A 21,545-nucleotide genomic window follows, 5' to 3' on the forward strand; every position below is an offset into this window, starting at 1 on the left:
AAAACAGCCTTTCGCACGTTAAGCAGATGAAAAGCTCACGCCAGAAATTGTGAACTCTGTGGTGACGTTGGCAAAGCGAAAAGGAAATAACGTCTACTATTAGAGTAGGTTAACTAGCTGGGAGTGGAAACAATGAACAAGGTTGCTCAAATTTACCGGGAACTGGTCGCCACATTGACCGAACGCTTACGTAACGGCGAACGCGATATTGATACGCTGGTGGCCGAAGCACGCGCGAAAGTGACGCAAGCCAGCGAGTTAACGCGCACCGAGATTGATGAACTTTTCCGCGCCGTCCGTCGCGACCTGGAAGAGTTCGCCATGAGCTATGGTGAAAGCCAGGAGGACGAGTCAGACAGCGTATTCCTGCGGGTGATTAAAGAGAGTATCTGGCAGGAGCTGGCGGATATTACCGATAAAACGCAGCTTGAGTGGCGTGAGGTGTTTCAGGATCTCAACCACCACGGCGTGTACCATAGCGGCGAGGTGGTGGGGCTGGGGAATCTGGTGTGTGAGAAATGCCATTATCATCTGGCGGTGTATACACCGGACGTGCTGCCACGCTGTCCGAAATGCGGGCATGACCAGTTCCAGCGTCGACCGTTTGAGCCTTAATATCGCAGTGCCGGATGGCGACGCAAAGCGTCTTATCCGGCCTACAGGTCTGTTTTTGTAGGCCGGATAAGGGGAGCGCCACCCGGTATTGCTCAGCCGTAAAACTTCAAACGTTCTGCCAGCAAATCCACAAACGCCTGGCGATCAACATCCACCATCACCGTGGTATTCGGCTTATTCCCCGTCAGGAAGTAATAATCCACCACCGTCATTCCCTGGGTATATTTGCCTTGCGTTTCCACGCCTACCCAGCGTTCTACGGTGGTAAATATTTCCGGCTTCAGCAGCCATGCAATGGTGCACGGATCGTGCAGCGGGGCGCCGACAAATCCCCATTTTTCGTCTTTATGGTACTCCATAAAGAAATCGAGCAATTCCGCCACGATGGTGGAGACAGGATTGCCAATGGCGCGGAAACGTTCGGTATCGGTGGCATGGATTTGCGCTTTGTGCGTCACATCCAGTCCAGCCATGACGACCGGAATGCCCGACTGAAAGACAATCTCTGCGGCTTCAGGATCAACGAAAATATTGAACTCAGCCGCCGGTGTCCAGTTCCCAAGCCCCATCGCGCCGCCCATGATAACGATACGCGCAATGTTGGCGTGAAGTTCGGGATGGCTATTGAGCAGCAGTGCGACGTTGGTCTGCGGCCCGGTGGCGACGATGGTCACCGGTTGCGAACTTTCGCGCAGCGTTTTGGCCATGAGCTCCACGGCGGTGCAGCTTTGCGGGGCGAACGACGGTTCGGGCAGCGCCGGGCCATCAAGGCCGCTCTCGCCATGAACGTTATCGGCAATAATCAGTTCACGCATCAATGGTTTTACCGCGCCGCCAGCCACCGGAATATCCGGGCGTTTTAGCAAGGTGAGCATGCGCAGCACGTTACGCAGGGTTTTGTCCGGCGTCTGGTTGCCGGCGGAAGAGGTGATAGCTTTCACGTGAAGCTCGGGAGAGGCGAGGGCGAGTACGATAGCGATCGCGTCGTCATGACCCGGGTCGCAATCAAGAATAATTGGCTGTGCCATAGCGGTTCCTTGTCAGCGTTGTTTTGTGACAAGGGTAAAGCTTGTGAATGGAATGAACGAGAATAGAAACCTGAAAGCGTGATGAGGTGCACGAACGCGTAGCCCGTCCAGGCAAAGCGCCGCCGGGATTTGGCAACAAACTACCCCGGGGTCGGCGTAAACGCCTCACCCGGGCTACCGGTTTGCGTAGGTTTGTGTAGGCCGGATAAGGCGTAGCCGCCATCCGGCAATGCATACGGTTTAGTGCAGAATCTTCGCGAGGAAGTCTTTGGCGCGCTCGGATTTCGGGTTGGCGAAAAACGCTTCTTTATCGGCATCTTCGACAATTTTACCTTCATCCATAAAGATCACCCGGTTTGCCACTTTACGGGCAAAGCCCATTTCGTGGGTCACCACCATCATGGTCATACCTTCGTTGGCAAGCTCCACCATCACGTCCAGCACTTCGTTGATCATCTCAGGATCGAGTGCGGAAGTTGGTTCATCAAACAGCATGGCGACCGGATCCATACACAGCGCGCGGGCAATAGCCACACGCTGCTGCTGACCGCCGGAGAGCTGCGCCGGGAACTTATTGGCATGCGCCGAAAGCCCCACGCGCTCCAGCAATTTCAAGCCTTTATCGCGGGCGGCGGCTTTATCACGCTTAAGCACTTTCACCTGCGCAAGCGTGAGGTTTTCAATAATCGACAGATGCGGGAATAGCTCAAAGTGCTGGAATACCATGCCGACATGGGAACGCAGTTCCGCAAGGTTGGTTTTCTTATCATTCACCTTGGTGCCGTTAACCACAATCTCACCTTGTTGCACTGGCTCCAGGCCGTTGACGGTTTTAATCAGCGTGGATTTACCCGAACCGGATGGCCCGCAAACCACCACCACCTCGCCTTTTTTCACCTGCGTGGAACAGTCGGTCAGCACCTGAAAGTGACCATACCATTTAGAAACATTTTTCAGGGTAATCATTGTACAGTCCTTTTCTTCAAATAGCTGACCAGCAGCGAGGCGCTGAGGCTAATCACAAAATAAACAAAACCGGCAAACAGGATCATTTCGACCTGAGTACCGTCACGCTCGCCAATCGTTGAGGCGGTACGGAAGAAGTCGGCAAGACTCAGCACATACACCAGCGAGGTATCCTGGAACAAGACGATCCCTTGGGTGAGCAGCAGCGGAACCATCGCGCGGAAAGCCTGCGGCAGAATAATGAGCTTCATTGACTGCCAGTGGGTCATTCCGAGTGCCAGCGCGGCGCTTGATTGTCCGCGTGAGATACTCTGAATACCCGCGCGGATAATTTCCGAGTAGTAGGCGGCTTCAAACATTGAAAACGCCACCATCGCGGAGATCAGGCGGATATCACTTTTCGGCGACAGCCCCAGCACGTTTTGCAGGAAGCCTGGCACAATCAGGTAGAACCACAGCAATACCATGACCAGCGGGATTGAGCGGAAGACGTTAACGTAGGTTTTGGCAAACCAGGCGATAGGTTTGAACGTCGACAAGCGCATGACCGCCAGCAGCGTTCCCCAGACGATACCGATAATGATCGCGGTGACGGTAATTTTGAGGGTGATAACCAATCCTGCGAGCAGGTAGGGCATCGACGGGACAATTGAACTCCAGTCAAATTCGTACATTATTTACCCCCCAGGTTGCCCGGCAGGCGAATTTTGCGTTCCACCAGAGCCATGACCAGCATAATGATGGCGTTTATCAAGACATAGGCGAGGGTGATCGCCGTAAAGGATTCCCAGGCGTGGGCGGAGTAGTCCAGCAGTTTGCCCGCCTGTGCCGCCATATCCACCAGCCCGATAGTTGAGGCGATGGCCGAGTTTTTCACCAGGTTCATCATCTCCGAGGTCATTGGCGGCACGATAACGCGATAGGCGTTTGGCAACAGCACGTAACGGTAGGCTTGCGGCAGCGTCAGCCCCATGGCTAACGCGGCGTTTTTCTGCCCGCGTGGCAGCGACTGAATCGCAGCACGTACCTGTTCGCAGACGCGCGCGGCGGTAAACAGGCCCAGACAGATCATTGATGAGAGGAAGAATTGAATGTTTGGATCCAGTTCTGATTTGAACCACATCCCAAGATCTTCCGGCAGTAATTCCGGCACCACCAGATACCAGGTAAAGAACTGCACAATCAGCGGAACATTACGGAAAAGCTCAACATAGCAGGTACCGATAGCCGCCAAAAAGCGATTAGGGACGGTACGCAGAATGCCAAACAGCGATCCCACCAGGAAAGCGATAATCCAGGCGGTAATTGAAAGGGCGACGGTGACCTGAAAACCGCTCCAGAGCCAGCCGAGATAGGTGGTGTTGCCGAAAGGGGCCTCTTGTAAAAAGATACCCCAGTTCCAGTCTATGGACATAAATAAACTCCTGGAAAAAAAAGGGTAGCAGGAACTCTCCTGCTACCCTCGAAGATTGTTGAACAGCGTTTTGCGGTATTCAGGTCAGGTGGGGAACGACCACCTGACTTATAGTCTGTCCGTGCTGAACCACAATCGAGAGGGCAGATGATTCCGCCCCGTTTTTCTAATTAGTTAAGTGCTTTGTCATTTGGCGTTTTGAACAACGCTTTCATTTCGTCAGACAGCTCAAAGTTCATGTTCAGGTTTTTCGGTGGGATTGGATTTTTGAACCACTTATCAAACCATTTAGCTGCTTCGCCAGAGGTTTGCGCCTGCGCGATGGTATCGTCCATCAGCTTTTTAAAGTCTGGATCGTTTTTACGCAGCATACAGCCGTAGGCTTCCTGAGATTGCGGCTTGCCGACGATTTCCCAGTTGTCCGGTTTTTTGGCTTTCGCGCGTTCGCCTGCTAGCAGGGCATCATCCATCATAAAGGCAACGGCACGACCGCTTTCCAGAGTACGGAAGGAGTCGCCGTGATCTTTAGCGCTGATGATGCGCATATTCATTTTCTGCTCGTCATTGAGTTTATGCAGCAGAATCTCGGAGGTGGTGCCGGAAGTCACGACAACCGCTTTGCCTTTCAGGTCAGCGAAATCTTTCACATCGCCGCCTTTTTTCGCCAGCAGGCGGGTGCCGACGACGAAGATGGTGTCAGAGAAGGCGGCCTGTTTCTGGCGTTCAACGTTGTTGGTGGTTGAGCCACATTCAAAATCGAAGGTGCCGTTTTGCAGCAGTGGAATACGGTTTTGTGAGGTAATCGGGATCAGCTTCACTTCCAGTTTCGGGTTGTTGAGCTTTTTCTTGATGGCTTCAACGATGGCGTTGGAGTAGTCCTGAGAGTAACCCACGACTTTTTGTTGGTTGTCGTAATACGAGAACGGCACTGACGATTCGCGGTGACCGACGACGATGACGCCGTTTTTAGCGATTTTGTCCAGGGTCGATCCCTGCTCAGCAGGCTTTGCGTCTTCTGCGTGTGCCAGACCTGCGGTCACACCCATGACCAGCATGGTGGCGGCCAGTTTACGTAATTGCATGTCCAACTCCTTTATCCTCTGCATCGGCCAGGATGCATTGATACCCATTGTGATTGTTGTGTTGTTATAGGCTGTGCTTTTAGCGTGCAGCGTTATGTGTGTTTGTTAGCATTTAGTTTGGCTTAATGTAAAGATTTTGCTGCTTTATTGTTTATTTTTGCGAGGCGCGCCGCACCGCTTTGAGGCAAAAAACATCGTTTGCACGATTATGGTGCTACCGGTGACTTTTGCTGGTGCAACCGGGTTGCGCTAAGCGACGAGATGCAGCCTCTTGATTATATTAAGCAAGTGGCGTGCCAGAATGGGGAGTTTTGGGGGGGTCAACCCGGCGTCGCTTTGCTCGGCCGGGCTACGTTTCGAGTGTAGGCCCGATAAGCATAGCGCCATCGGGCGCAATGCGGCACCGTTGCCGGATGGCGGCGTATCGCCTTATCCGGCCTACATTTGATGCAGCACGCAGGGTCATCACGAGTCATGTAGGCCCGATAAGCATAGCACCATCAAGCGCAATGCGGCACCGTTGCCGGATGGCGGCGTACCGCCTTATCCGGCCTACATCTGATGGAGCAACCAGGGTCATCACGAGTCATGTAGGCCCGATAAGCATAGCGCCATCGGGCATAATGCGGCACACATTGCCGTGTGTTATTTACGGCGTTGACGCAGGCTCATCACCAGTCATGTAGGCCCGATAAGCGCAGCGCCATCGGGCACAATGCGGCACCGCTGCCGGATGGTGCACTGTGTTACTTGCGGCGTTGACGCAGGCTCATCACCAGTGCACCAAAGCCGAACACAACGGTAATCAGCCACAGCGTCCAGTCGCCGGTGCGCGCATACGGCGTTAAACCGGTCGTAGGCGTGACTTTTGCGGTCAGCACCTGGCGGGTGAACTGGGGGATCATCGCCTGAACTTCACCGCGCGGGCCAATCACGGCGGTGATGCCGTTATTGGTGCTGCGCAGCAGAGGACGCGCCAGCTCCAGCGCGCGCATGCGCGCCATCTGGAAGTGCTGCCACGGGCCGATGGACTTACCAAACCATGCATCGTTCGAGATAGTCAGCAGGAAGTTGGTGTCCGGGCGGAAATTATCGCGAACCTGCTGGCCGAGAATAATCTCGTAGCAGATAGCCGCCGTCAGCTTGAGATTATGCGCCAGAAGCTGCGGTTGCACGTACGGCCCACGGCTGAATGACGACATTGGCAGGTCAAAGAACGGCGCTAACGGACGCAGGATGGATTCCAGCGGCACAAATTCACCAAACGGCACCAGGTGATTTTTGTTGTAGCGGTTTTTCGACTCATAGCTGTACGGACTGTCTTTGCCCAGCGTGATGATGGTGTTGTAGGTGTCGTAGCGATTGTGCTGGTTGAGGCGTGAATCAACGATACCGGTAATCAGCGTGCTGTTTTTCGCCCGCAGCAAATCATCCATCATGCTGAGGAAACGCTGCTGGTTAATCTCCAGATCGGGGATCGCCGACTCAGGCCAGATAATCAGCTCGGATTTGCCCATCACTTTTTCGGTGGCGTCGAGATATACTTTCAGTGTATTGAGCAGCTGATTTTCATCCCATTTCAGCGCCTGGGGGATATCGCCCTGAACCATCGAAACCTGAGTGGTTTTATCAGTTTGCAGCGAATACCACTGGATGTAACGCAGCGGGAAAGGCAGGGCAAATAGCACCACGCCAACCGCCAGCGGACGCCAGTTGCGGGTTACCAGCGCCAGCGCCAGCAGACCGCTTACCGCCATTAGCAGGAAGTTAATCGCGCCAACGCCCATCACTGGGGCCAGCCCTTTCAGCGGGCCGTCAATCTGGCTATAGCCGAACTGGAGCCACGGGAAGCCGGTCAGCACCCAGCCGCGCAGGAATTCGGTGACCTGCCAGACGACAGGTGCGGCAATCGCCATACGCACCCAGTTCGTTTTCGGCCACAGGCGCGACAAAATCCCGGCGAACAGACCGGTATACAGCGAGAGATAACCCGCCAGCAGAACGACGAGGAAGACGTTGACCGGGCCCGGCATACCGCCAAACTGCGCAATACTGACGTAGACCCAATTAATGCCGGTGCCAAACAGACCAAAGCCCCAGGCATAACCGATGGCTGCGGACTGTACAGGCCTGCGATTAAGCGTCAGCGCCTGTAGGCCCAGCAGCGACACAATCGCCGCTGGCCAGAAGTCATAAGGAGAAAAAGCCAGCGTACCGCTGGCTCCGAAAAGTAGCGCCAGCAGCAGACGAATGCGCTGGCGTTCAAGCAATGAGGCAAATGCCATGGAGATTATTCATCCAGTTTCGGTTGTGGGGAATCGTCCGGGATTTTAACGTGAACCTGAATAATACGACGGCTATCCGCCATGGCGACTTTAAACTGGTAACCATCAATGTCGATGGTTTCACCGCGCGCAGGCAGATGACCGAATGCCTGCATCACCAGCCCGCCGATAGTATCGACTTCTTCATCGCTGAAGTGGGTGCTGAAGGCGTCGTTGAAGTCTTCAATTGAGGCCAGCGCGCGAACCGTCCAGGTGTGGCGGCTGAGCTGACGGAAGTCGATATCATCTTCTTCGTCATACTCATCTTCAATTTCACCGACGATCAGTTCAAGAATATCTTCAATCGTCACCAGCCCAGAAACGCCGCCAAACTCATCGATAACGATGGCCATATGGTAGCGCTGGGAGCGGAATTCCTTGAGCATACGGTCAACCCGTTTGCTTTCCGGTACGACAACCGCGGTGCGTAACACTTTATCCATGCTGAAAGCTTCAGAATCGCTGCGCATAAACGGCAGCAGGTCTTTGGCCATCAGAATCCCTTCAATGTGATCTTTGTCCTCGCTGATAACCGGGAAACGCGAGTGGGCGGACTCGATGATGACATCAAGACATTCGTCCAGGGTTTGGTTGCGTTTTAAGGTGATCATTTGAGAGCGCGGGATCATGATGTCGCGGACGCGTTGGTCGGCGATATCCATTACCCCTTCAAGCATGTCGCGCGTATCTTCATCGATAAGCTCGTTCTGCCCGGAATCACGGATCAGCGCCAGGAGATCGTCACGGTTTTTCGGTTCACCGTGGAAAAGCTGGCTGAGTAAGAGGGAAAAGAATCCCTTTTTGCTGTTTACTGTGTCACTACTGTGTGAATTGTCGTCGCTCATGGCGTCGTTTGGGTTCTCATGTTGAATTAATTGTCGCTCGTCGCGCGTAAAGTCAGCGCCGGACGGCATATATTGCCTGATGCGCTTACGCTTATCAGGCCAAAAAAGCATGAATGTAGGCCGGACAAGGCGCAAGCGCCGCCATCCGGCAAGCTACTATTCAGCAATCTTCTCGGAAATGTACGGATCCTCATAGCCGAGAGCAAGCATTATCTCTGTCTCAAGGCTTTCCATCTCTTCGGCTTCTTCATCTTCGATATGGTCATAGCCCAGCAAATGCAGGCTACCGTGGACGACCATATGCGCCCAGTGAGCCTCCAGTGGCTTACCTTGTTCGGCCGCTTCCCGTTCAACCACCTGACGGCAGATGATCAGATCGCCCAGCAGCGGCAGCTCGATTCCCGGTGGTGCTTCAAACGGGAACGACAGCACGTTGGTGGGTTTATCCATTCCGCGATAGGTGAGGTTAAGCTCATGGCTCTCTGCTTCATCCACCAGACGAATCGTCACTTCTGACTCTTCCTGGAACTGGGGGACGACGGCATCAAGCCACGTCTGAAACTGACTGTCTTCGGGTAAACCGGTGTTATCTTCACAGGCCAACTGGAGATCGAGGATCACCTGACTCATTTCTGCTCCTGCGCCTGAGCGTCGCGTTTACGTTCTGCGGCCTGCTCGGCTTTACGTTTCTGGTCGGCTTCTTCCCACGCCTCATAGGCGTTGACGATACGGGCAACCACCGGATGGCGGACCACGTCTTCGCTGTGGAAGAAGTTAAAGCTAATTTCATCGACTTCGGCCAACACTTCAATTGCATGGCGCAAGCCGGATTTGGTGCTGCGCGGCAGGTCAATCTGGGTGATGTCGCCGGTAATCACCGCTTTCGAGTTAAAACCAATACGGGTCAGGAACATCTTCATCTGTTCGATGGTGGTGTTCTGACTTTCATCGAGAATAATGAACGCATCGTTGAGCGTACGGCCGCGCATATAGGCCAGCGGGGCGACTTCAATGACGTTGCGCTCCATCAGCTTCTCGACCTTCTCAAAGCCGAGCATCTCGAACAGCGCGTCGTATAGCGGGCGCAGATACGGGTCGACTTTCTGGCTCAAATCGCCGGGCAGGAAGCCCAGTTTTTCACCGGCTTCCACCGCCGGACGAGTCAGCAGAATTCGGCGAATTTCCTGGCGTTCCAGCGCATCTACCGCCGCCGCAACGGCCAGATAAGTTTTACCAGTACCCGCCGGGCCCACGCCAAAGGTGATGTCGTGGTCGAGAATATGCGCGATGTACTGGGCCTGGTTTGGCGTACGCGGTTTAATCACGCCGCGCTTGGTTTTGATATTAATCGCTTTGCCGTACTCCGGCACGCTATCGGCACTTTGTTCCAGTACGCGGGCTTCTTTAATCGCCAGATGGATTTGTTCAGGCTCAATGTCCTGAATCTGACCGCGCATCGGGGCGGTGTCCACGTACAGGCTGCGCAGAATATCGGCAGCGGCGGTCACGCAAATCGCGCGTCCCGTCAGTTTGAAATGGTTATCGCGGCGGTTGATTTCGATGCCCAGTCGTCGCTCCAGCTGCTTGATGTTGTCATCAAACGGGCCACACAGGCTCAGCAGACGGGCATTGTCGACTGGCTCCAGGGTAATTTCGCGAGTGTCTATGTTCAAACTGTTCCTCTTATGCATGAGTTGCCGGAAGGCTTACATTAACCGGCTGATAAAGGAATTATTCACGCCACAGTAAAAAGGCGCAAGCGTTGCAACAAATATGGGGATAGCGGGGAGAAATACAAGGCCCGTCAGAAGTCGACGGGCCAGGAAGATTAAGGCTGATAAACGCCGACGCCAAGTTCATTATCTTTGCGTGTGCGGGCAATCACCGACTCAGGCGATTCTACGATGCGCAGACCCATCTCATCTTCGGTGCGAACCAGCTTACCGCGTAGAGAGTTGGTGTAAACATCGACAATTTCAACATCCACAAACTTGCCGATCATCTCCGGCGTGCCTTCAAAATTGACCACGCGGTTACATTCGGTACGCCCGGTCAGTTCCATAATGTTTTTGCGCGAGGTGCCTTCCACCAGGATTCGCTGGACGGTGCCGAGCAAACGACGGCTCCAGGCCATAACCTGTTGGTTGATGCGTTCCTGCAAAATATACAGACGCTGCTTTTTATCGGCTTCTGGAACATCGTCAACCATATCCGCCGCTGGCGTACCCGGGCGTGCGGAGAAGACAAAGCTAAAGCTGACATCAAAGTTGACGTCGGCAATCAGCTTCATGGTCTGCTCAAAGTCCTGGTCGGTTTCGCCTGGGAAGCCGACGATAAAGTCGGAGCTAATCTGAATATTCGGTCGTGCTTCGCGCAGCTTACGGATAATGGATTTGTACTCCAGCGCCGTGTGGGTGCGGCCCATCAGGTTAAGCACGCGGTCAGAACCACTTTGAATCGGCAGGTGCAGGAAGCTCACCAGTTCCGGCGTATCGCGATAGACGTCGATAATATCATCGGTAAATTCGATAGGGTGGCTGGTGGTGAAACGCACGCGGTCAATACCGTCAATGGCGGCGACCAGGCGCAGCAGTTCAGCAAATGAACCGGTCGTGCCATCGTAGTTCTCACCGCGCCAGGCGTTGACGTTCTGACCCAGCAGGTTCACTTCGCGCACGCCCTGAGCTGCCAGCTGGGCAATCTCGAACAAAATATCATCGCACGGACGGCTGACTTCTTCGCCACGGGTATACGGCACGACGCAATACGTGCAGTATTTATTGCAGCCTTCCATGATCGACACATACGCGGTTGGGCCGTCGGCGCGGGGTTCTGGCAGACGGTCGAACTTCTCAATTTCCGGGAAACTGACGTCGATAACCGGGCGGCGGTTATCACGCACCGCGTCAATCATTTCAGGAAGACGATGCAGAGTTTGTGGACCAAAAACGATGTCCACATAGTGCGCGCGTTGGCGGATAAGTTTGCCTTCCTGCGAGGCGACGCAGCCGCCTACACCAATGATAAGCTTTGGATTTTTAGCTTTAAGTAATTTCCAGCGGCCTAATAGGTGGAAGACTTTTTCCTGAGCTTTCTCACGAATTGAGCAGGTGTTCAGCAGCAATACGTCTGCCTCTTCTGCTACATCGGTCAGTTTATAACCGTGCGTAGCATCCAGCAGATCGGCCATCTTTGATGAATCGTACTCGTTCATCTGACAGCCCCAGGTTTTTATATGGAGTTTTTTTGTCATCGACTTGCTCTTGCTCGATTAGAAATTGCCAACATTGCAGGGCGCGTATTGTAATGCTTTGATGCGATGGTGACCAGTATGATGGTTATTGCTCTCAAGTCCGGTAAACTTAAGGTATTCAGGCTTAAGGATAATAAATGATGACAATCCTGCACACAGATGTTGCCGTGGTCGGCGGTGGCATGGTCGGTGGGGCGTTGGCGTTAGGGCTGGCGCAAAACGGTTTCGCGGTTACGGTGCTGGAAAAAAGTGCGCCACCGGATTTTGACGCCTCGGCACCGCCGGATGTCCGTATTTCGGCGATTAGCGCTTCTTCTGTCTCTTTGTTACGCAGTCTGGGCGTTTGGGATGCCGTGCTGGCAATGCGCGCGCATCCATGGCGTCGTCTTGAAACCTGGGAGTGGCAAAACGCACATGTGGTGTTTGATGCGTCCGAGCTAAAGCTGCCAAATCTCGGCTATATGGTTGAGAATAACGTGCTGCAACGAGCGCTATGGCAAGCGCTGGAGGCGCATCCGCAGGTCACGCTGTGTGAGGGCACAACGCTCAATGATATGCACCCGGAAGGCGAGGGGCATGTATTGCGTCTGGCGGACGCTGGCGAAATTCACGCGAAGTTGGTTGTTGGGGCGGATGGCGCATTGTCGCAGGTACGCAAACAGGCGGGGATCGGCATTCACGGCTGGCAATATCCGCAATCCTGTATGTTGATTACCGTACAGTGCGAAAACGCGCCGGGAGACAGTACCTGGCAGCAGTTTTCACCTACCGGGCCGCGCGCCTTTTTACCGCTATTTGAACATTGGGCTTCGCTTGTGTGGTACGACACCCCGGCGCGGATCCGCCAGCTTCAGTCATTATCGATGCCGCAGCTTAAGCAAGAAATCGCCAGCCACTTCCCGGCACGTTTAGGGCAGGTTACGCCAATGGCTGCCGGAGCCTTCCCGCTGACGCGTCGTCATGCGCAGCAGTATGTGCAGCCGGGTCTGGCGCTGGTGGGCGATGCGGCGCATACCATTCATCCGCTGGCAGGACAGGGGGTAAACCTGGGCTACCGCGACGTGGATGCCCTCCTGGATGTACTGACAAACGCGCGAAGCGTGGGTGAAAACTGGGCCAGTCTGCCCGTACTGCAACGCTATCAGGCGCGTCGGCGGGTGGATAATTTACTGATGCAAAGCGGCATGGATCTTTTCTACGCAGGCTTTAGCAACGATCTGGGCCCCTTGCGCGTGCTGCGTAACGTGGGCTTGATGGCCGCGCAGCGTGCGGGCGTCTTAAAGCGTCAGGCGTTGAAATACGCGTTAGGGCTGTAAAGCCCGCGCGATAAGCCATCCCGGCGGCGCTGCGCTTGGCCGGGCTACATTCCCCGTAGCCCGGGCGAGGCGTAGCCGACCCCGGGAGGACGCTGCACTCATAGCATCCTCTCCATTCTGCACAAAGTCCTGGCACTCTACGCTGCCCGTTTCGCGCTACTGTCGACGAAAATAATCAGAATCCAGCATTGGCCCAAAAGACAGGTAACCAGGGAAGGGGATTTTTCAGAATACATCAAAACGAAAAAAGCTCGCCGAAGCGAGCTTTTCGAAGATGGCTGGGGTACGAGGATTCGAACCTCGGAATGCTGGTATCAGAAACCAGTGCCTTACCGCTTGGCGATACCCCAACGGGTGCGTCCACACAGTGAACGACTTTTGAAAATGGCTGGGGTACGAGGATTCGAACCTCGGAATGCTGGTATCAGAAACCAGAGCCTTACCGCTTGGCGATACCCCAACAATTTTGTTTTGAATTTATCGATGCTCTCGAGAAATTCTGAATTTGGTGGCTACGACGGGATTCGAACCTGTGACCCCATCATTATGAGTGATGTGCTCTAACCAACTGAGCTACGTAGCCGGTACTGTTGTTTCTTCGATGGCTGGGGTACCTGGATTCGAACCAGGGAATGCCGGTATCAAAAACCGGTGCCTTACCGCTTGGCGATACCCCAATACCGTCGCGGTGACCCGCAAATATCGAAGAAAAATGGCTGGGGTACCTGGATTCGAACCAGGGAATGCCGGTATCAAAAACCGGTGCCTTACCGCTTGGCGATACCCCATCCGTGCAACGCTTACGGGTGAATGGTGCGGGAGGCGAGACTTGAACTCGCACACCTTGCGGCGCTAGAACCTAAATCTAGTGCGTCTACCAATTTCGCCACTCCCGCAAAAAAAGATGGTGGCTACGACGGGATTCGAACCTGTGACCCCATCATTATGAGTGATGTGCTCTAACCAACTGAGCTACGTAGCCATCTTTTTTCTCGCGTTACCTTATCGGCGTTGCGGGGCGCATTATGCTTATTGAGCCTAATACCGTCAACACCTTTTTCAATGAAATTCACTGGAATGTGACTGTTTGGTTAGGTTGCGAACAGCCTGGCGCAATATTCGGCAATTATTGGTTATTTACCGTTATATCAGGCGCACAAAACGCCCTGATGTCATGCAGGGTTATCGCGTTAACACGCTAACCAGAGAAACCATCGGGCCACCGACTGTACGCTTTAATGCACCAAAAGCCAGCGTTTTCAGTAAATGACCGGCGCCAACACGCAGGGTGTTCTCGATATAGCTTTTATCTTTCTGGCTCGTTAGCCACTGCGCGTGTTCCAGTTCGGCCAGCAGCTCACTTGCGGAAATTTGTGATGGATCGAAATTAATCGCCACCGATCCAGCATACAGACGGTGCACGATTTCCTTTATACCGTCGCGGGCCTGTAGCGTTTTAATCAGGCTCAGAACCTCTTCAGGATGGCGCTGGATCCAGCTTGAACGGATACGAATGCGATGGGGAGTCTGGTGCAGGTAGGGAGTCATAACTGCCTCACATTTATTTATGTAGTAGTAATGAGAGTAATTTATATTTGCATTATCACCCTGTCCAGTGCTCTCCGCACGCAGTGCAAAAAAGAATCGTGTATTTCATTTTGATAAACCGCAAAAGAAGGTCGATTAGCGCTGTCTGGCGTTCTATATCTGTGATTTGATTCATATCCGTTATAAATATCTGGGTATTAATGATATGCCTGCCGAATCCTTTGGCGACTTACTGACGCTGCGCCGCTTTGTTGAAGTGGCGCACCATATACCCGGGCGTTTACGCCTGCGTTTTTCTAACAAGCTGATGGCGACCCTGAGTCAGGGCAAGCTCAAACAGCTTGATGCTTATTGCCATCCTGACGGATACCTTCGGCGCTATCAGATCAACAGTGACACCGGCTCGCTGGTACTTGAGTACGACGCGTCGGCAATTCGCCCGCAAATTTTAAATCAACTGTTCGGTGATGATGGTCAGCAAGCGCAACAGGCTCTGGAGCAGCTTGCCGCCATTCTCGCCCCTCTCACTAAATGAATAAGGACGTCATCATGAGTACTAATGACAGCAACGCACAGCAGATCCCACCAGCAGGTTACTATCCGCCGTACGGTTACCCATGGTATCCGTATCCGCCAATGCCGCAGGGTATGGCCTGGCCGCAGAACGGGCAGATGCCTGCTCAGCCGCAGGTTCCCCCTCAGCCGCAAATGCAGATGCCGCCGCAGATGGCGATGGGCTTCCCGCCTATGGGCTTCCCACAGGGTGCCGTCCCGCCACAGTTTGCGCAGCCACACCATCATCAGCATCACCATTCAGCCGCACCGGGCGTGGACTGGAGTCAGTATGCGCAGCACGTGGTTGACGGCGCGATGGGCGAGCAGGCTGGCCTGCTGAAAAACATCATCAGCACCGTGGGTATGGATGATAAAGAGTTCTGGAAAGGCGCGATGGTTGGCGCAGCGGTGACGCTGTTACTGACCAATGACTCCGTGCGCGGCATGTTGATGCAAACGCTGGCGGGTGCCGGTGACATGCTAAAAGCCGGTTCCAGCAAAGTAAAAGATGGCGTCAAAAACGGCTCAGAAGCCATTAAAGAGACGGCCACCTCCAGCGCGGCTATCTTTCGCGACACCGTGAAAGCCGGAAAAGATGGCTTCCAGGAATCCGTCGAGCGTCATCGTCAACCCACTGCCATGCCGTTTGATGATGAGGACGTAGCGGATGAACAGCAACCGTGACCGACATAGCCGGGTAAGTCGCGCCGCCGTTGCCGGTGCGCTTGTCGGCGGGAGCGCGGCTTGCCTGCGTGAATGGCAGCGCTACCAGCAAAATGAACAGACGCTCAATGAAGCTGCCGGTTCGGTGATAAAGGCGACGGCAAAAGCGAGCCTTATCAGCGGCACGGTGATGGCGATTGCGGATGCCAATAAGACGCGCCCGCTTGAGTCAGTGTTGACCATCATCGGCGTGGGCGCGGCTTCTCTTTATCTTATGGATGCGATAGCTAAGCGAGGAAAAAATGAATCAGCCTGAGTACCTGTATAACCCGTACACCGGTATGTGGGAACCTAACCCGGCGGCGCGACCGGTACAAATGCCCGCGGCGTCCAATAACCGTACGCATCTGATTACCGGTCTTGTGGCGGGGGCGGCAATAACCTACTTGCTCACCAACCGTAACGTGCAGCAGGGGATCTCCAATACCGCGACGAAAGCCTGGGGCACCGTGCGTGGTGAAATGGAAGAGCTCAAGGAGCGTATTGCCGATCTTCAGGCTGAGGTGGATTACTACCGTAGCCAGAATCAGGATGACATCGCGTGAGTGGCATTGGCGAACGTGTGACTATCGTTCACCAGATCCCAGGACGCGTGCGCTTGCGGATATCAACGCTTAAAGAGGTGCCCGACGCTGCCGGATGGCTGAAGCAACAGATTCTGAGCTTCACCGGCGTTAGCGGCGTGCGCATTCGCCCCTCAGCGCAAAGCGTGGTGATTCAATGGGATTGCGCGCGGACATCGCTGGCCGATATTGTTACGGCGGTCAACGCGCTGGACTGGCAAACGGCGAACGACGTTGAGTTTGAAACCGAATACTGCGGCGGCGATAACCTGCTGAATCTGGCGGGGCTGGCGTTAACGCAGGTGTTACCACAGCGGTGGGCGCGTCTGCCGGCGGCGCTACTGACCGCGCCGACAATCCTCGAAGGCGCGCATACCCTAAGCCAGGGGCAGCTTAAAGTTGAGGTGCTGGACGCGCTGGCGTTGAGCCTCTCGATGCTGCGCGGCGATAACCGTACCGCGATGCTAACGCAGTCTTTGCTGACGCTTGGCGAGTATATGGAGCAGGAGACCAGCCGTCATTCCGATGCGCTACTGGCGGATCTGATGCAGCCGCGTGAACATCTGGTGTGGGTTGAGCGTGGCGGGGAAAGCGTTGAGATCAATAGCAGCGAACTGGTTACCGGTGACGTGATGTTACTTGGCCCGGGCGATAATATCCCAGCCGACGGCACCGTGCTGCGTGGGGTGGCTCAGGTCAATCAGGCATCCATGACCGGCGAAAGCGTGCCGGTACGCCGTGAAGCTGGCTCCTGGGTGTATGCGGGAACGCAAATTCAGGACGGCAACGTGGCGATAAGCGCCGAGCAGGTGGGCGAGTCGTCTTCAACGGCGCACATCCGTCGCTTTATCCGCGACTCGCTAACTCAGCGCAGTGAAACCCAGCAGGTGACTCAGCAGATGGCTGACCGCCGCGTTGCGATCACGCTTGGCGTTGGGGCTGCCGTATTCGCCATGACCCGTAACTGGGAAAGGCTGGCATCGGTATTCCTGGTCGATTACTCCTGTGCATTAAAGCTCAGCACGCCGATTGCCTTTAAATCGATTATGTATCGCGCGGCGCAAAGCGGGCTGCTGCTTAAAGGCGGCAGGGCGATTGAGAAACTGGCCGACGTCGACACGGTGGTGTTCGATAAAACCGGGACTCTCACGCATGACGAGATGCAGGTGACGGACGTTATCAGCTTCAACGATCAACTGGTTCACGCTAAGCGTCTGCTGGCCATTGCCGCCTCCGTGGAGGAGCACAGTAATCACCCATTGGCCCATGCGGTCGTGGCGGCGGCCGAGCATCATGAGTTGCCGCACATTGCGCACGGTGAAGTGGAATACGTGATTGCCCACGGCTTACTTTGCGCGCTGGAAGATCACCAGATGGTGATTGGCAGCCGTCATTTCCTCGATTGTCACTATGATATTGATTTCTCGCCATATGAAGCGGAAATTCGTGAGCTGGAGACGAAGGGGCGCCATCTGTTGTTTATCGGTTTTGATAACCAACTGGTGGGGATGATTGGCTTGCAGGATCATCTGCGCGATGAAGCTTCCGAAGTGGTTGCCCAACTGAAAGCGTCAGGTATTCGTCAGGTAGTGCTGCTGACCGGCGATCGTGCTGAGAAAGCGTGTCAGCTGGCAGAACGCGTTGGTATCGACAGCTATGTCGCGAATGCTACGCCGGAAAGGAAGGTTGAAGTCGTCCAGGCGTTGCAGGCGGCAGGGCATCGGGTTCTGTTTGTGGGGGATGGTATTAACGATGCCCCGGTGCTGACTCAGGCGGACGTCGGGTTAGCGATGAACCAGAGTACTGAACTTGCGCAACAGGCGGCGGATGCGGTGCTGCTACAGGATAATCTGCACGGGGTGATCGCTGCGCGTGAACTGTCGCTTGAAGCGATGAAGCTGGTGAACAGCAACATTAAGCTAACCGAGTGGATTAACAGCGCCATTATGCTGGCGGCAGCGCTGGGCTGGCTCTCTCCGGGGGCGAGCGCGATGTTACACAACGGCACGACGTTAGGGGTGTTGCTGCGGTCACTGGCGGCGAAGAAAGGGCGTGGGGAGTAGGGTTTCCCCTCACCCTAACCCTCTCCCCAAAGGGGAGAGGGAACCGAACGGTGTCGTTTGCAATATCTCAGCCCGATGGTTTTCTCCCTCGCCCCTCCGGGGAGAGGGCCGGGGTGAGGGGGCAGACGGTGTCGTTTGCAAAATCACAGCGCGATGGCTTTCCCCCTCGCCCCCTCCGGGGAGAGGGCCGGGGTGAGGGGCCAGACGATGCCATTTGCAAAATCACAGCGCGATGGTTTTCTCCCTCGCCCCTCCGGGGAGAGGGCCGGGGTGAGGGGCCAGACGGTGCCGTTTGCAATATCACAGCGCGATGGTTTTCTCCCTCGCCCCTCCGGGGAGAGGACCGGGGTGAGGGGCCAGACGATGCCATTTGCAAAATCAAAGCAAGATGTTTTTCTCCCTTGCCCCTCCCTAAAAAAAAGCCCCCGATGTCACCATCAGGGGCCTTTCTCATCAACCGTTCCGCTTACTGATACGCAGACTGGTGCACGCCGACCGCACGTCCTGACGGATCGTCCATGTTTTTAAACGCTTCATCCCACTCAATCGCTTTTGCAGAAGAACATGCGACGGACGGGCCGCCTGGCACACATTCCGCGGCGCTTGGCACAGGGAACAGCTCTTCAAAGATTTCGCGGTACAGATAGCCTTCTTTTGACGTTGGCGTGTTATACGGGAAGCGGAAGTGCGCGGTTTCCAGCTGCTGATCGGTCACCTGTTTTGCCGCCACTTCTTTTAATGTATCAATCCAGCTATAGCCCACGCCGTCGGAGAACTGCTCCTTCTGACGCCATGCCACGCTTGCTGGCAGATAAGACTCGAAGCACTCGCGCAGCACGTGTTTTTCCATTTTGCCGTTGCCGCACATTTTGTCCTGCGGGTTGATGCGCATGGCCACGTCGAGGAATTTTTTATCCAGGAACGGAACGCGTGCTTCTACACCCCAGGCGGACATGGCTTTGTTCGCGCGGGCGCAGTCGTACATATGCAGCGCCTGCAGCTTACGGACGGTCTCTTCGTGTAGCTCTTTAGCGTTTGGCGCTTTGTGGAAGTACAGATAGCCGCCAAACACCTCATCAGAACCCTCACCGGACAGCACCATTTTGATGCCCATCGCTTTGATTTTACGCGACATCAGATACATCGGCGTGGAGGCGCGGATAGTCGTCACGTCGTAGGTTTCGATGTGGTAAATCACATCACGAATCGCATCCAGACCTTCCTGCACGGTGAAATGAATTTCGTGGTGCACGGTACCGAGGTGGTTTGCGACTTCCTGCGCGGCTTTCAGGTCAGGTGAACCCTCCAGGCCGACGGCGAAGGAGTGCAACTGCGGCCACCAGGCTTCTGAACGCTCCTGATCTTCCACCCGGCGCGCGGCGTATTTTTTGGTGATAGCCGAGATAACGGAAGAATCCAGACCGCCGGACAACAATACGCCGTAAGGCACGTCGGACATCAGGTGGCTTTTCACGGAATCTTCCAGCGCCTGACGCAGTTCGTTTTTGTCGGTCACGTTATCTTTCACCGCGTCGTAATCAAACCAGTCGCGTTGATAGTACTGACGGATTTCACCGTCTTTGCTCCACAGGTAGCTGCCTGCCGGGAATTCCTGAATGGTGCGGCAAACCGGCGTCAGCGCTTTCATTTCAGACGCCACGTAGAAGTTACCGAATTCGTCATGCCCCATATACAGCGGGATAATACCGATGTGGTCGCGGCCAATCAGGTAAGCGTCTTTTTCGCTGTCGTACAGTACGAACGCAAACATCCCTTCCAGTTCGTCAAGGAAGTCCGGCCCTTTTTCCTGGTACAGTGCGAGGATCACTTCACAGTCTGAACCGGTCTGGAATTGATAGCGGTCAGCATATTCTGCGCGCAGCGCTTGATGGTTATAGATTTCACCGTTAACGGCCAGAGCGTGCGTTTTCTTTTCGTTATACAGCGGCTGGGCACCGGCGTTGACGTCAACAATCGACAGGCGTTCGTGCGCCAGAATCGCTTTATCACAGGCGTAGACACCGGACCAGTCCGGGCCACGGTGGCGCATCAGGCGGGAAAGCTCCAGCGCTTTTTTACGCAGCTCGCCCGCGTCAGTTTTAATATCCAGTACACCGAAAATAGAACACATAGACTTCTCCGTTAACCCTGTAATGTTGTGCAGTATTGTTGTGTGGCGCTGCGCTCTCGCGGTGCCTTTGCATTACTAAAAAAATGCCGTAAAGGGACAAGAGGCGCAAGGCTTTTTCAGGGGTTTTAAGAAAAAATTCAATAGGTGTTGTTGAATACTAAAAAATACGTATGCGAAACCTTCGGCTATTGATGAATCGTTAATTTAAAGCGTGTTTTTTTAATGATTCAACTTTGGCATGGCTGGGCTGCTTATGATTCATAAGGGGAGTGGGGCGAAGCGGCACTCCGGTTGGAGGCCGCCTGAGGCGTCATTGGTCTGACGCCAACGCGGATTGATTAGTAGCTTGCGGTGCGGGCGTTTTAGATTACATCGATTTCCGCAACGGATGGGTAAATCCATGAAGGTCTGAAAGGCATATTATCGATGTCATCAACGGTGGAAACACCGGAAAGCACCAGAATCGTCTCCAGGCCGGCCTGGAAACCCGCCAGAATATCGGTGCGCAGGTTGTCGCCCACAATAACCGTCTGCTCTGAGTGCGCCTGCATTTTATTGAGCGCTGCGCGGATGATCCACGGGCTTGGCTTGCCAACGACAAACGGCTTACGGCCGGAAATTTTTTCGATACCGGCGCACAATGCGCCACAGGCTGGGTAGTAGCCGCGGCCGTGCGTATCCGGGTTCGTGGCGATAAAGCGTGCACCGTTCGCCACGAAAAATGCCGCCTTGTGCATCATATCCCAGTTAAATGAGCGAGTTTCGCCAACGATAACGAAGTCAGGGTTGACGTCGGTAATCGTGAAGCCAGCTTTATAGAGCTCGTGAATTAATGCGCCTTCGCCGACCACGTACGCTTTTTTTCCTTCCTGGCGACGCAGGAAATCGGCTGTTGCCATGGCGGAGGTATAAAACACGCTGTCAGGCACGTCGATGCCAGCGGTGGCGAAGCGGTTCGCCAAATCCTGACCCGTCTGTGAAGGGTAGTTGGTCAGACAGAGAAACGGCATACCTTTTTCCAGTATGCGGGCGACGAATTCCGCCGCACCGGGAACGGCAACGTTGTCGTGCATCAGCACGCCGTCAATATCACAGATTACATTCTGAATGGTCATGGAC

The 21,545-nt window shown here is 54.6% G+C and carries 20 protein-coding genes and 7 tRNA genes; 7 read left to right on the forward strand and 20 right to left on the reverse strand.

Translation table 11 applies throughout. The features are described from left to right. Positions 1-132 precede the first annotated feature (132 nt). Positions 133-615, forward strand: coding sequence for a zinc ribbon-containing protein (locus ACIPDS_RS13275; RefSeq protein ID WP_166514829.1), 483 nt, complete (start codon positions 133-135; stop codon positions 613-615). Positions 616-707: 92 nt separating this feature from the next. Here the strand turns inward: ACIPDS_RS13275 and rihA are convergent, their stop codons facing one another. From rihA to miaB, 10 genes are all read right to left on the reverse strand, one after another. Next, a complete protein-coding gene (rihA, locus tag ACIPDS_RS13280) occupies positions 708-1,643 on the reverse strand; it encodes a pyrimidine-specific ribonucleoside hydrolase RihA (protein ID WP_400736521.1) in 936 nt (311 codons plus the stop codon). 240 nt (positions 1,644-1,883) lie between these two features. Further along, positions 1,884-2,609 (reverse strand): amino acid ABC transporter ATP-binding protein, encoded by a 726-nt coding sequence (locus ACIPDS_RS13285; protein ID WP_400736524.1) that lies wholly within the window; start codon positions 2,607-2,609, stop codon positions 1,884-1,886. Then, the gene (gene gltK / locus ACIPDS_RS13290; protein ID WP_166514832.1) at positions 2,606-3,283 is read right to left on the reverse strand and encodes a glutamate/aspartate ABC transporter permease GltK; all 678 of its coding nucleotides are present in this window, start codon (positions 3,281-3,283) and stop codon (positions 2,606-2,608) included. The genes ACIPDS_RS13285 and gltK overlap by 4 nt, the downstream gene beginning before the upstream one ends. Next, the gene (locus ACIPDS_RS13295) at positions 3,283-4,023 is read right to left on the reverse strand and encodes an amino acid ABC transporter permease (protein WP_166514833.1); all 741 of its coding nucleotides are present in this window, start codon (positions 4,021-4,023) and stop codon (positions 3,283-3,285) included. Before ACIPDS_RS13295 ends, gltK begins: the two co-directional genes overlap by 1 nt. Positions 4,024-4,193: 170 nt before the next feature. Further along, entirely contained in the window at positions 4,194-5,105 is a 912-nt protein-coding gene (locus tag ACIPDS_RS13300) for an amino acid ABC transporter substrate-binding protein (protein WP_400736529.1), read from the reverse strand. Positions 5,106-5,851: 746 nt separating this feature from the next. Next, entirely contained in the window at positions 5,852-7,390 is a 1,539-nt protein-coding gene (lnt, locus tag ACIPDS_RS13305) for an apolipoprotein N-acyltransferase (protein WP_400736532.1), read from the reverse strand. A 5-nt stretch (positions 7,391-7,395) separates the two neighbouring features. Then, the gene (gene corC / locus ACIPDS_RS13310; RefSeq protein WP_166515079.1) at positions 7,396-8,274 is read right to left on the reverse strand and encodes a CNNM family magnesium/cobalt transport protein CorC; all 879 of its coding nucleotides are present in this window, start codon (positions 8,272-8,274) and stop codon (positions 7,396-7,398) included. 156 nt (positions 8,275-8,430) lie between these two features. After that, a complete protein-coding gene (gene ybeY, locus ACIPDS_RS13315; protein ID WP_400736535.1) occupies positions 8,431-8,904 on the reverse strand; it encodes an rRNA maturation RNase YbeY in 474 nt (157 codons plus the stop codon). Next, complete coding sequence (locus ACIPDS_RS13320) at positions 8,901-9,947, reverse strand: PhoH family protein (protein WP_166514837.1); 1,047 nt, start codon at positions 9,945-9,947, stop codon at positions 8,901-8,903. Before ACIPDS_RS13320 ends, ybeY begins: the two co-directional genes overlap by 4 nt. 155 nt (positions 9,948-10,102) lie before the next feature. Beyond that, positions 10,103-11,527: a tRNA (N6-isopentenyl adenosine(37)-C2)-methylthiotransferase MiaB gene (gene miaB, locus ACIPDS_RS13325; RefSeq protein ID WP_400736539.1), complete on the reverse strand. Its 1,425-nt coding sequence runs from the start codon at positions 11,525-11,527 to the stop codon at positions 10,103-10,105. A 140-nt stretch (positions 11,528-11,667) separates the two neighbouring features. Between miaB and ubiF the strand changes: the two genes are divergently transcribed. Next, positions 11,668-12,843 carry a 3-demethoxyubiquinol 3-hydroxylase gene (gene ubiF, locus ACIPDS_RS13330; protein WP_400736762.1) on the forward strand — a complete coding sequence of 392 codons (1,176 nt, stop codon included), beginning with the start codon at positions 11,668-11,670 and terminating at the stop codon, positions 12,841-12,843. Between the two features lie 275 nt (positions 12,844-13,118). On the opposite strand, the gene ACIPDS_RS13335 is transcribed toward ubiF, so the two are convergent. The 8 genes from ACIPDS_RS13335 to ACIPDS_RS13370 all read right to left on the reverse strand — a co-directional run bounded on the left by ACIPDS_RS13335 (position 13,119) and on the right by ACIPDS_RS13370 (position 14,391). Beyond that, positions 13,119-13,193 (reverse strand) — tRNA-Gln (locus ACIPDS_RS13335). 35 nt (positions 13,194-13,228) lie between these two features. Next, positions 13,229-13,303 (reverse strand) — tRNA-Gln (locus tag ACIPDS_RS13340). Between the two features lie 46 nt (positions 13,304-13,349). Further along, positions 13,350-13,426, reverse strand: a tRNA-Met gene (locus tag ACIPDS_RS13345). Positions 13,427-13,445: 19 nt separating this feature from the next. Beyond that, positions 13,446-13,520, reverse strand: a tRNA-Gln gene (locus ACIPDS_RS13350). A 36-nt stretch (positions 13,521-13,556) separates the two neighbouring features. After that, a tRNA-Gln gene (locus ACIPDS_RS13355) sits at positions 13,557-13,631 on the reverse strand. Between the two features lie 23 nt (positions 13,632-13,654). Continuing rightward, a tRNA-Leu gene (locus tag ACIPDS_RS13360) sits at positions 13,655-13,739 on the reverse strand. A gap of 9 nt (positions 13,740-13,748) precedes the next feature. Continuing rightward, positions 13,749-13,825, reverse strand: a tRNA-Met gene (locus ACIPDS_RS13365). A 200-nt stretch (positions 13,826-14,025) separates the two neighbouring features. Continuing rightward, positions 14,026-14,391: a hypothetical protein gene (locus ACIPDS_RS13370; protein WP_400736542.1), complete on the reverse strand. Its 366-nt coding sequence runs from the start codon at positions 14,389-14,391 to the stop codon at positions 14,026-14,028. A gap of 205 nt (positions 14,392-14,596) precedes the next feature. On the opposite strand from ACIPDS_RS13370, the gene ACIPDS_RS13375 reads away from it, so the two are divergent. The 5 genes from ACIPDS_RS13375 to ACIPDS_RS13395 are packed head-to-tail and all read left to right on the forward strand — an operon-like array spanning position 14,597 to position 18,295. Then, on the forward strand, positions 14,597-14,926 hold the full coding sequence (locus ACIPDS_RS13375) for an HMA2 domain-containing protein (protein WP_400736545.1): 330 nt from the start codon (positions 14,597-14,599) through the stop codon (positions 14,924-14,926). A 14-nt stretch (positions 14,927-14,940) separates the two neighbouring features. Next, positions 14,941-15,630, forward strand: coding sequence for a hypothetical protein (locus ACIPDS_RS13380; RefSeq protein WP_400736548.1), 690 nt, complete (start codon positions 14,941-14,943; stop codon positions 15,628-15,630). Continuing rightward, complete coding sequence (locus tag ACIPDS_RS13385) at positions 15,614-15,925, forward strand: hypothetical protein (protein WP_400736550.1); 312 nt, start codon at positions 15,614-15,616, stop codon at positions 15,923-15,925. The genes ACIPDS_RS13380 and ACIPDS_RS13385 overlap by 17 nt, the downstream gene beginning before the upstream one ends. Continuing rightward, positions 15,912-16,214 carry a YtxH domain-containing protein gene (locus ACIPDS_RS13390; protein WP_400736553.1) on the forward strand — a complete coding sequence of 101 codons (303 nt, stop codon included), beginning with the start codon at positions 15,912-15,914 and terminating at the stop codon, positions 16,212-16,214. Before ACIPDS_RS13385 ends, ACIPDS_RS13390 begins: the two co-directional genes overlap by 14 nt. Then, positions 16,211-18,295, forward strand: a complete 2,085-nt coding sequence (locus ACIPDS_RS13395; RefSeq protein WP_400736556.1) for a heavy metal translocating P-type ATPase — start codon at positions 16,211-16,213, stop codon at positions 18,293-18,295. Before ACIPDS_RS13390 ends, ACIPDS_RS13395 begins: the two co-directional genes overlap by 4 nt. 466 nt (positions 18,296-18,761) lie before the next feature. On the opposite strand, the gene asnB is transcribed toward ACIPDS_RS13395, so the two are convergent. Both asnB and ACIPDS_RS13405 read right to left on the reverse strand, forming a co-directional pair. Beyond that, positions 18,762-20,426 (reverse strand): asparagine synthase B, encoded by a 1,665-nt coding sequence (gene asnB, locus ACIPDS_RS13400; RefSeq protein WP_400736559.1) that lies wholly within the window; start codon positions 20,424-20,426, stop codon positions 18,762-18,764. A gap of 362 nt (positions 20,427-20,788) precedes the next feature. Next, positions 20,789-21,541, reverse strand: a complete 753-nt coding sequence (locus ACIPDS_RS13405; protein WP_166514843.1) for an HAD-IIA family hydrolase — start codon at positions 21,539-21,541, stop codon at positions 20,789-20,791. Between the last annotated feature and the right edge of the window lie 4 nt (positions 21,542-21,545).

Source organism: Kluyvera sp. NPDC087067, from assembly GCF_044745165.1.
In the GTDB taxonomy this organism is placed as follows: Bacteria; Pseudomonadota; Gammaproteobacteria; order Enterobacterales; family Enterobacteriaceae; genus Kluyvera.

Excerpts from the sequence above, each read along its gene's own strand:
- ACIPDS_RS13275 (WP_166514829.1), top strand. The coding sequence starts at position 133 with ATGAACAAGGTTGCTCAAATTTACCGGGAACTGGTCGCCACATTGACC.
- rihA (WP_400736521.1), bottom strand. The coding sequence starts at position 1,643 with ATGGCACAGCCAATTATTCTTGATTGCGACCCGGGTCATGACGACGCG.
- ACIPDS_RS13285 (WP_400736524.1), bottom strand. The coding sequence starts at position 2,609 with ATGATTACCCTGAAAAATGTTTCTAAATGGTATGGTCACTTTCAGGTG.
- gltK (WP_166514832.1), bottom strand. The coding sequence starts at position 3,283 with ATGTACGAATTTGACTGGAGTTCAATTGTCCCGTCGATGCCCTACCTG.
- ACIPDS_RS13295 (WP_166514833.1), bottom strand. The coding sequence starts at position 4,023 with ATGTCCATAGACTGGAACTGGGGTATCTTTTTACAAGAGGCCCCTTTC.
- ACIPDS_RS13300 (WP_400736529.1), bottom strand. The coding sequence starts at position 5,105 with ATGCAATTACGTAAACTGGCCGCCACCATGCTGGTCATGGGTGTGACC.
- lnt (WP_400736532.1), bottom strand. The coding sequence starts at position 7,390 with ATGGCATTTGCCTCATTGCTTGAACGCCAGCGCATTCGTCTGCTGCTG.
- corC (WP_166515079.1), bottom strand. The coding sequence starts at position 8,274 with ATGAGCGACGACAATTCACACAGTAGTGACACAGTAAACAGCAAAAAG.
- ybeY (WP_400736535.1), bottom strand. The coding sequence starts at position 8,904 with ATGAGTCAGGTGATCCTCGATCTCCAGTTGGCCTGTGAAGATAACACC.
- miaB (WP_400736539.1), bottom strand. The coding sequence starts at position 11,527 with ATGACAAAAAAACTCCATATAAAAACCTGGGGCTGTCAGATGAACGAG.
- ubiF (WP_400736762.1), top strand. The coding sequence starts at position 11,668 with ATGACAATCCTGCACACAGATGTTGCCGTGGTCGGCGGTGGCATGGTC.
- ACIPDS_RS13370 (WP_400736542.1), bottom strand. The coding sequence starts at position 14,391 with ATGACTCCCTACCTGCACCAGACTCCCCATCGCATTCGTATCCGTTCA.
- ACIPDS_RS13375 (WP_400736545.1), top strand. The coding sequence starts at position 14,597 with ATGCCTGCCGAATCCTTTGGCGACTTACTGACGCTGCGCCGCTTTGTT.
- ACIPDS_RS13380 (WP_400736548.1), top strand. The coding sequence starts at position 14,941 with ATGAGTACTAATGACAGCAACGCACAGCAGATCCCACCAGCAGGTTAC.
- ACIPDS_RS13385 (WP_400736550.1), top strand. The coding sequence starts at position 15,614 with ATGAACAGCAACCGTGACCGACATAGCCGGGTAAGTCGCGCCGCCGTT.
- ACIPDS_RS13390 (WP_400736553.1), top strand. The coding sequence starts at position 15,912 with ATGAATCAGCCTGAGTACCTGTATAACCCGTACACCGGTATGTGGGAA.
- asnB (WP_400736559.1), bottom strand. The coding sequence starts at position 20,426 with ATGTGTTCTATTTTCGGTGTACTGGATATTAAAACTGACGCGGGCGAG.
- ACIPDS_RS13405 (WP_166514843.1), bottom strand. The coding sequence starts at position 21,541 with ATGACCATTCAGAATGTAATCTGTGATATTGACGGCGTGCTGATGCAC.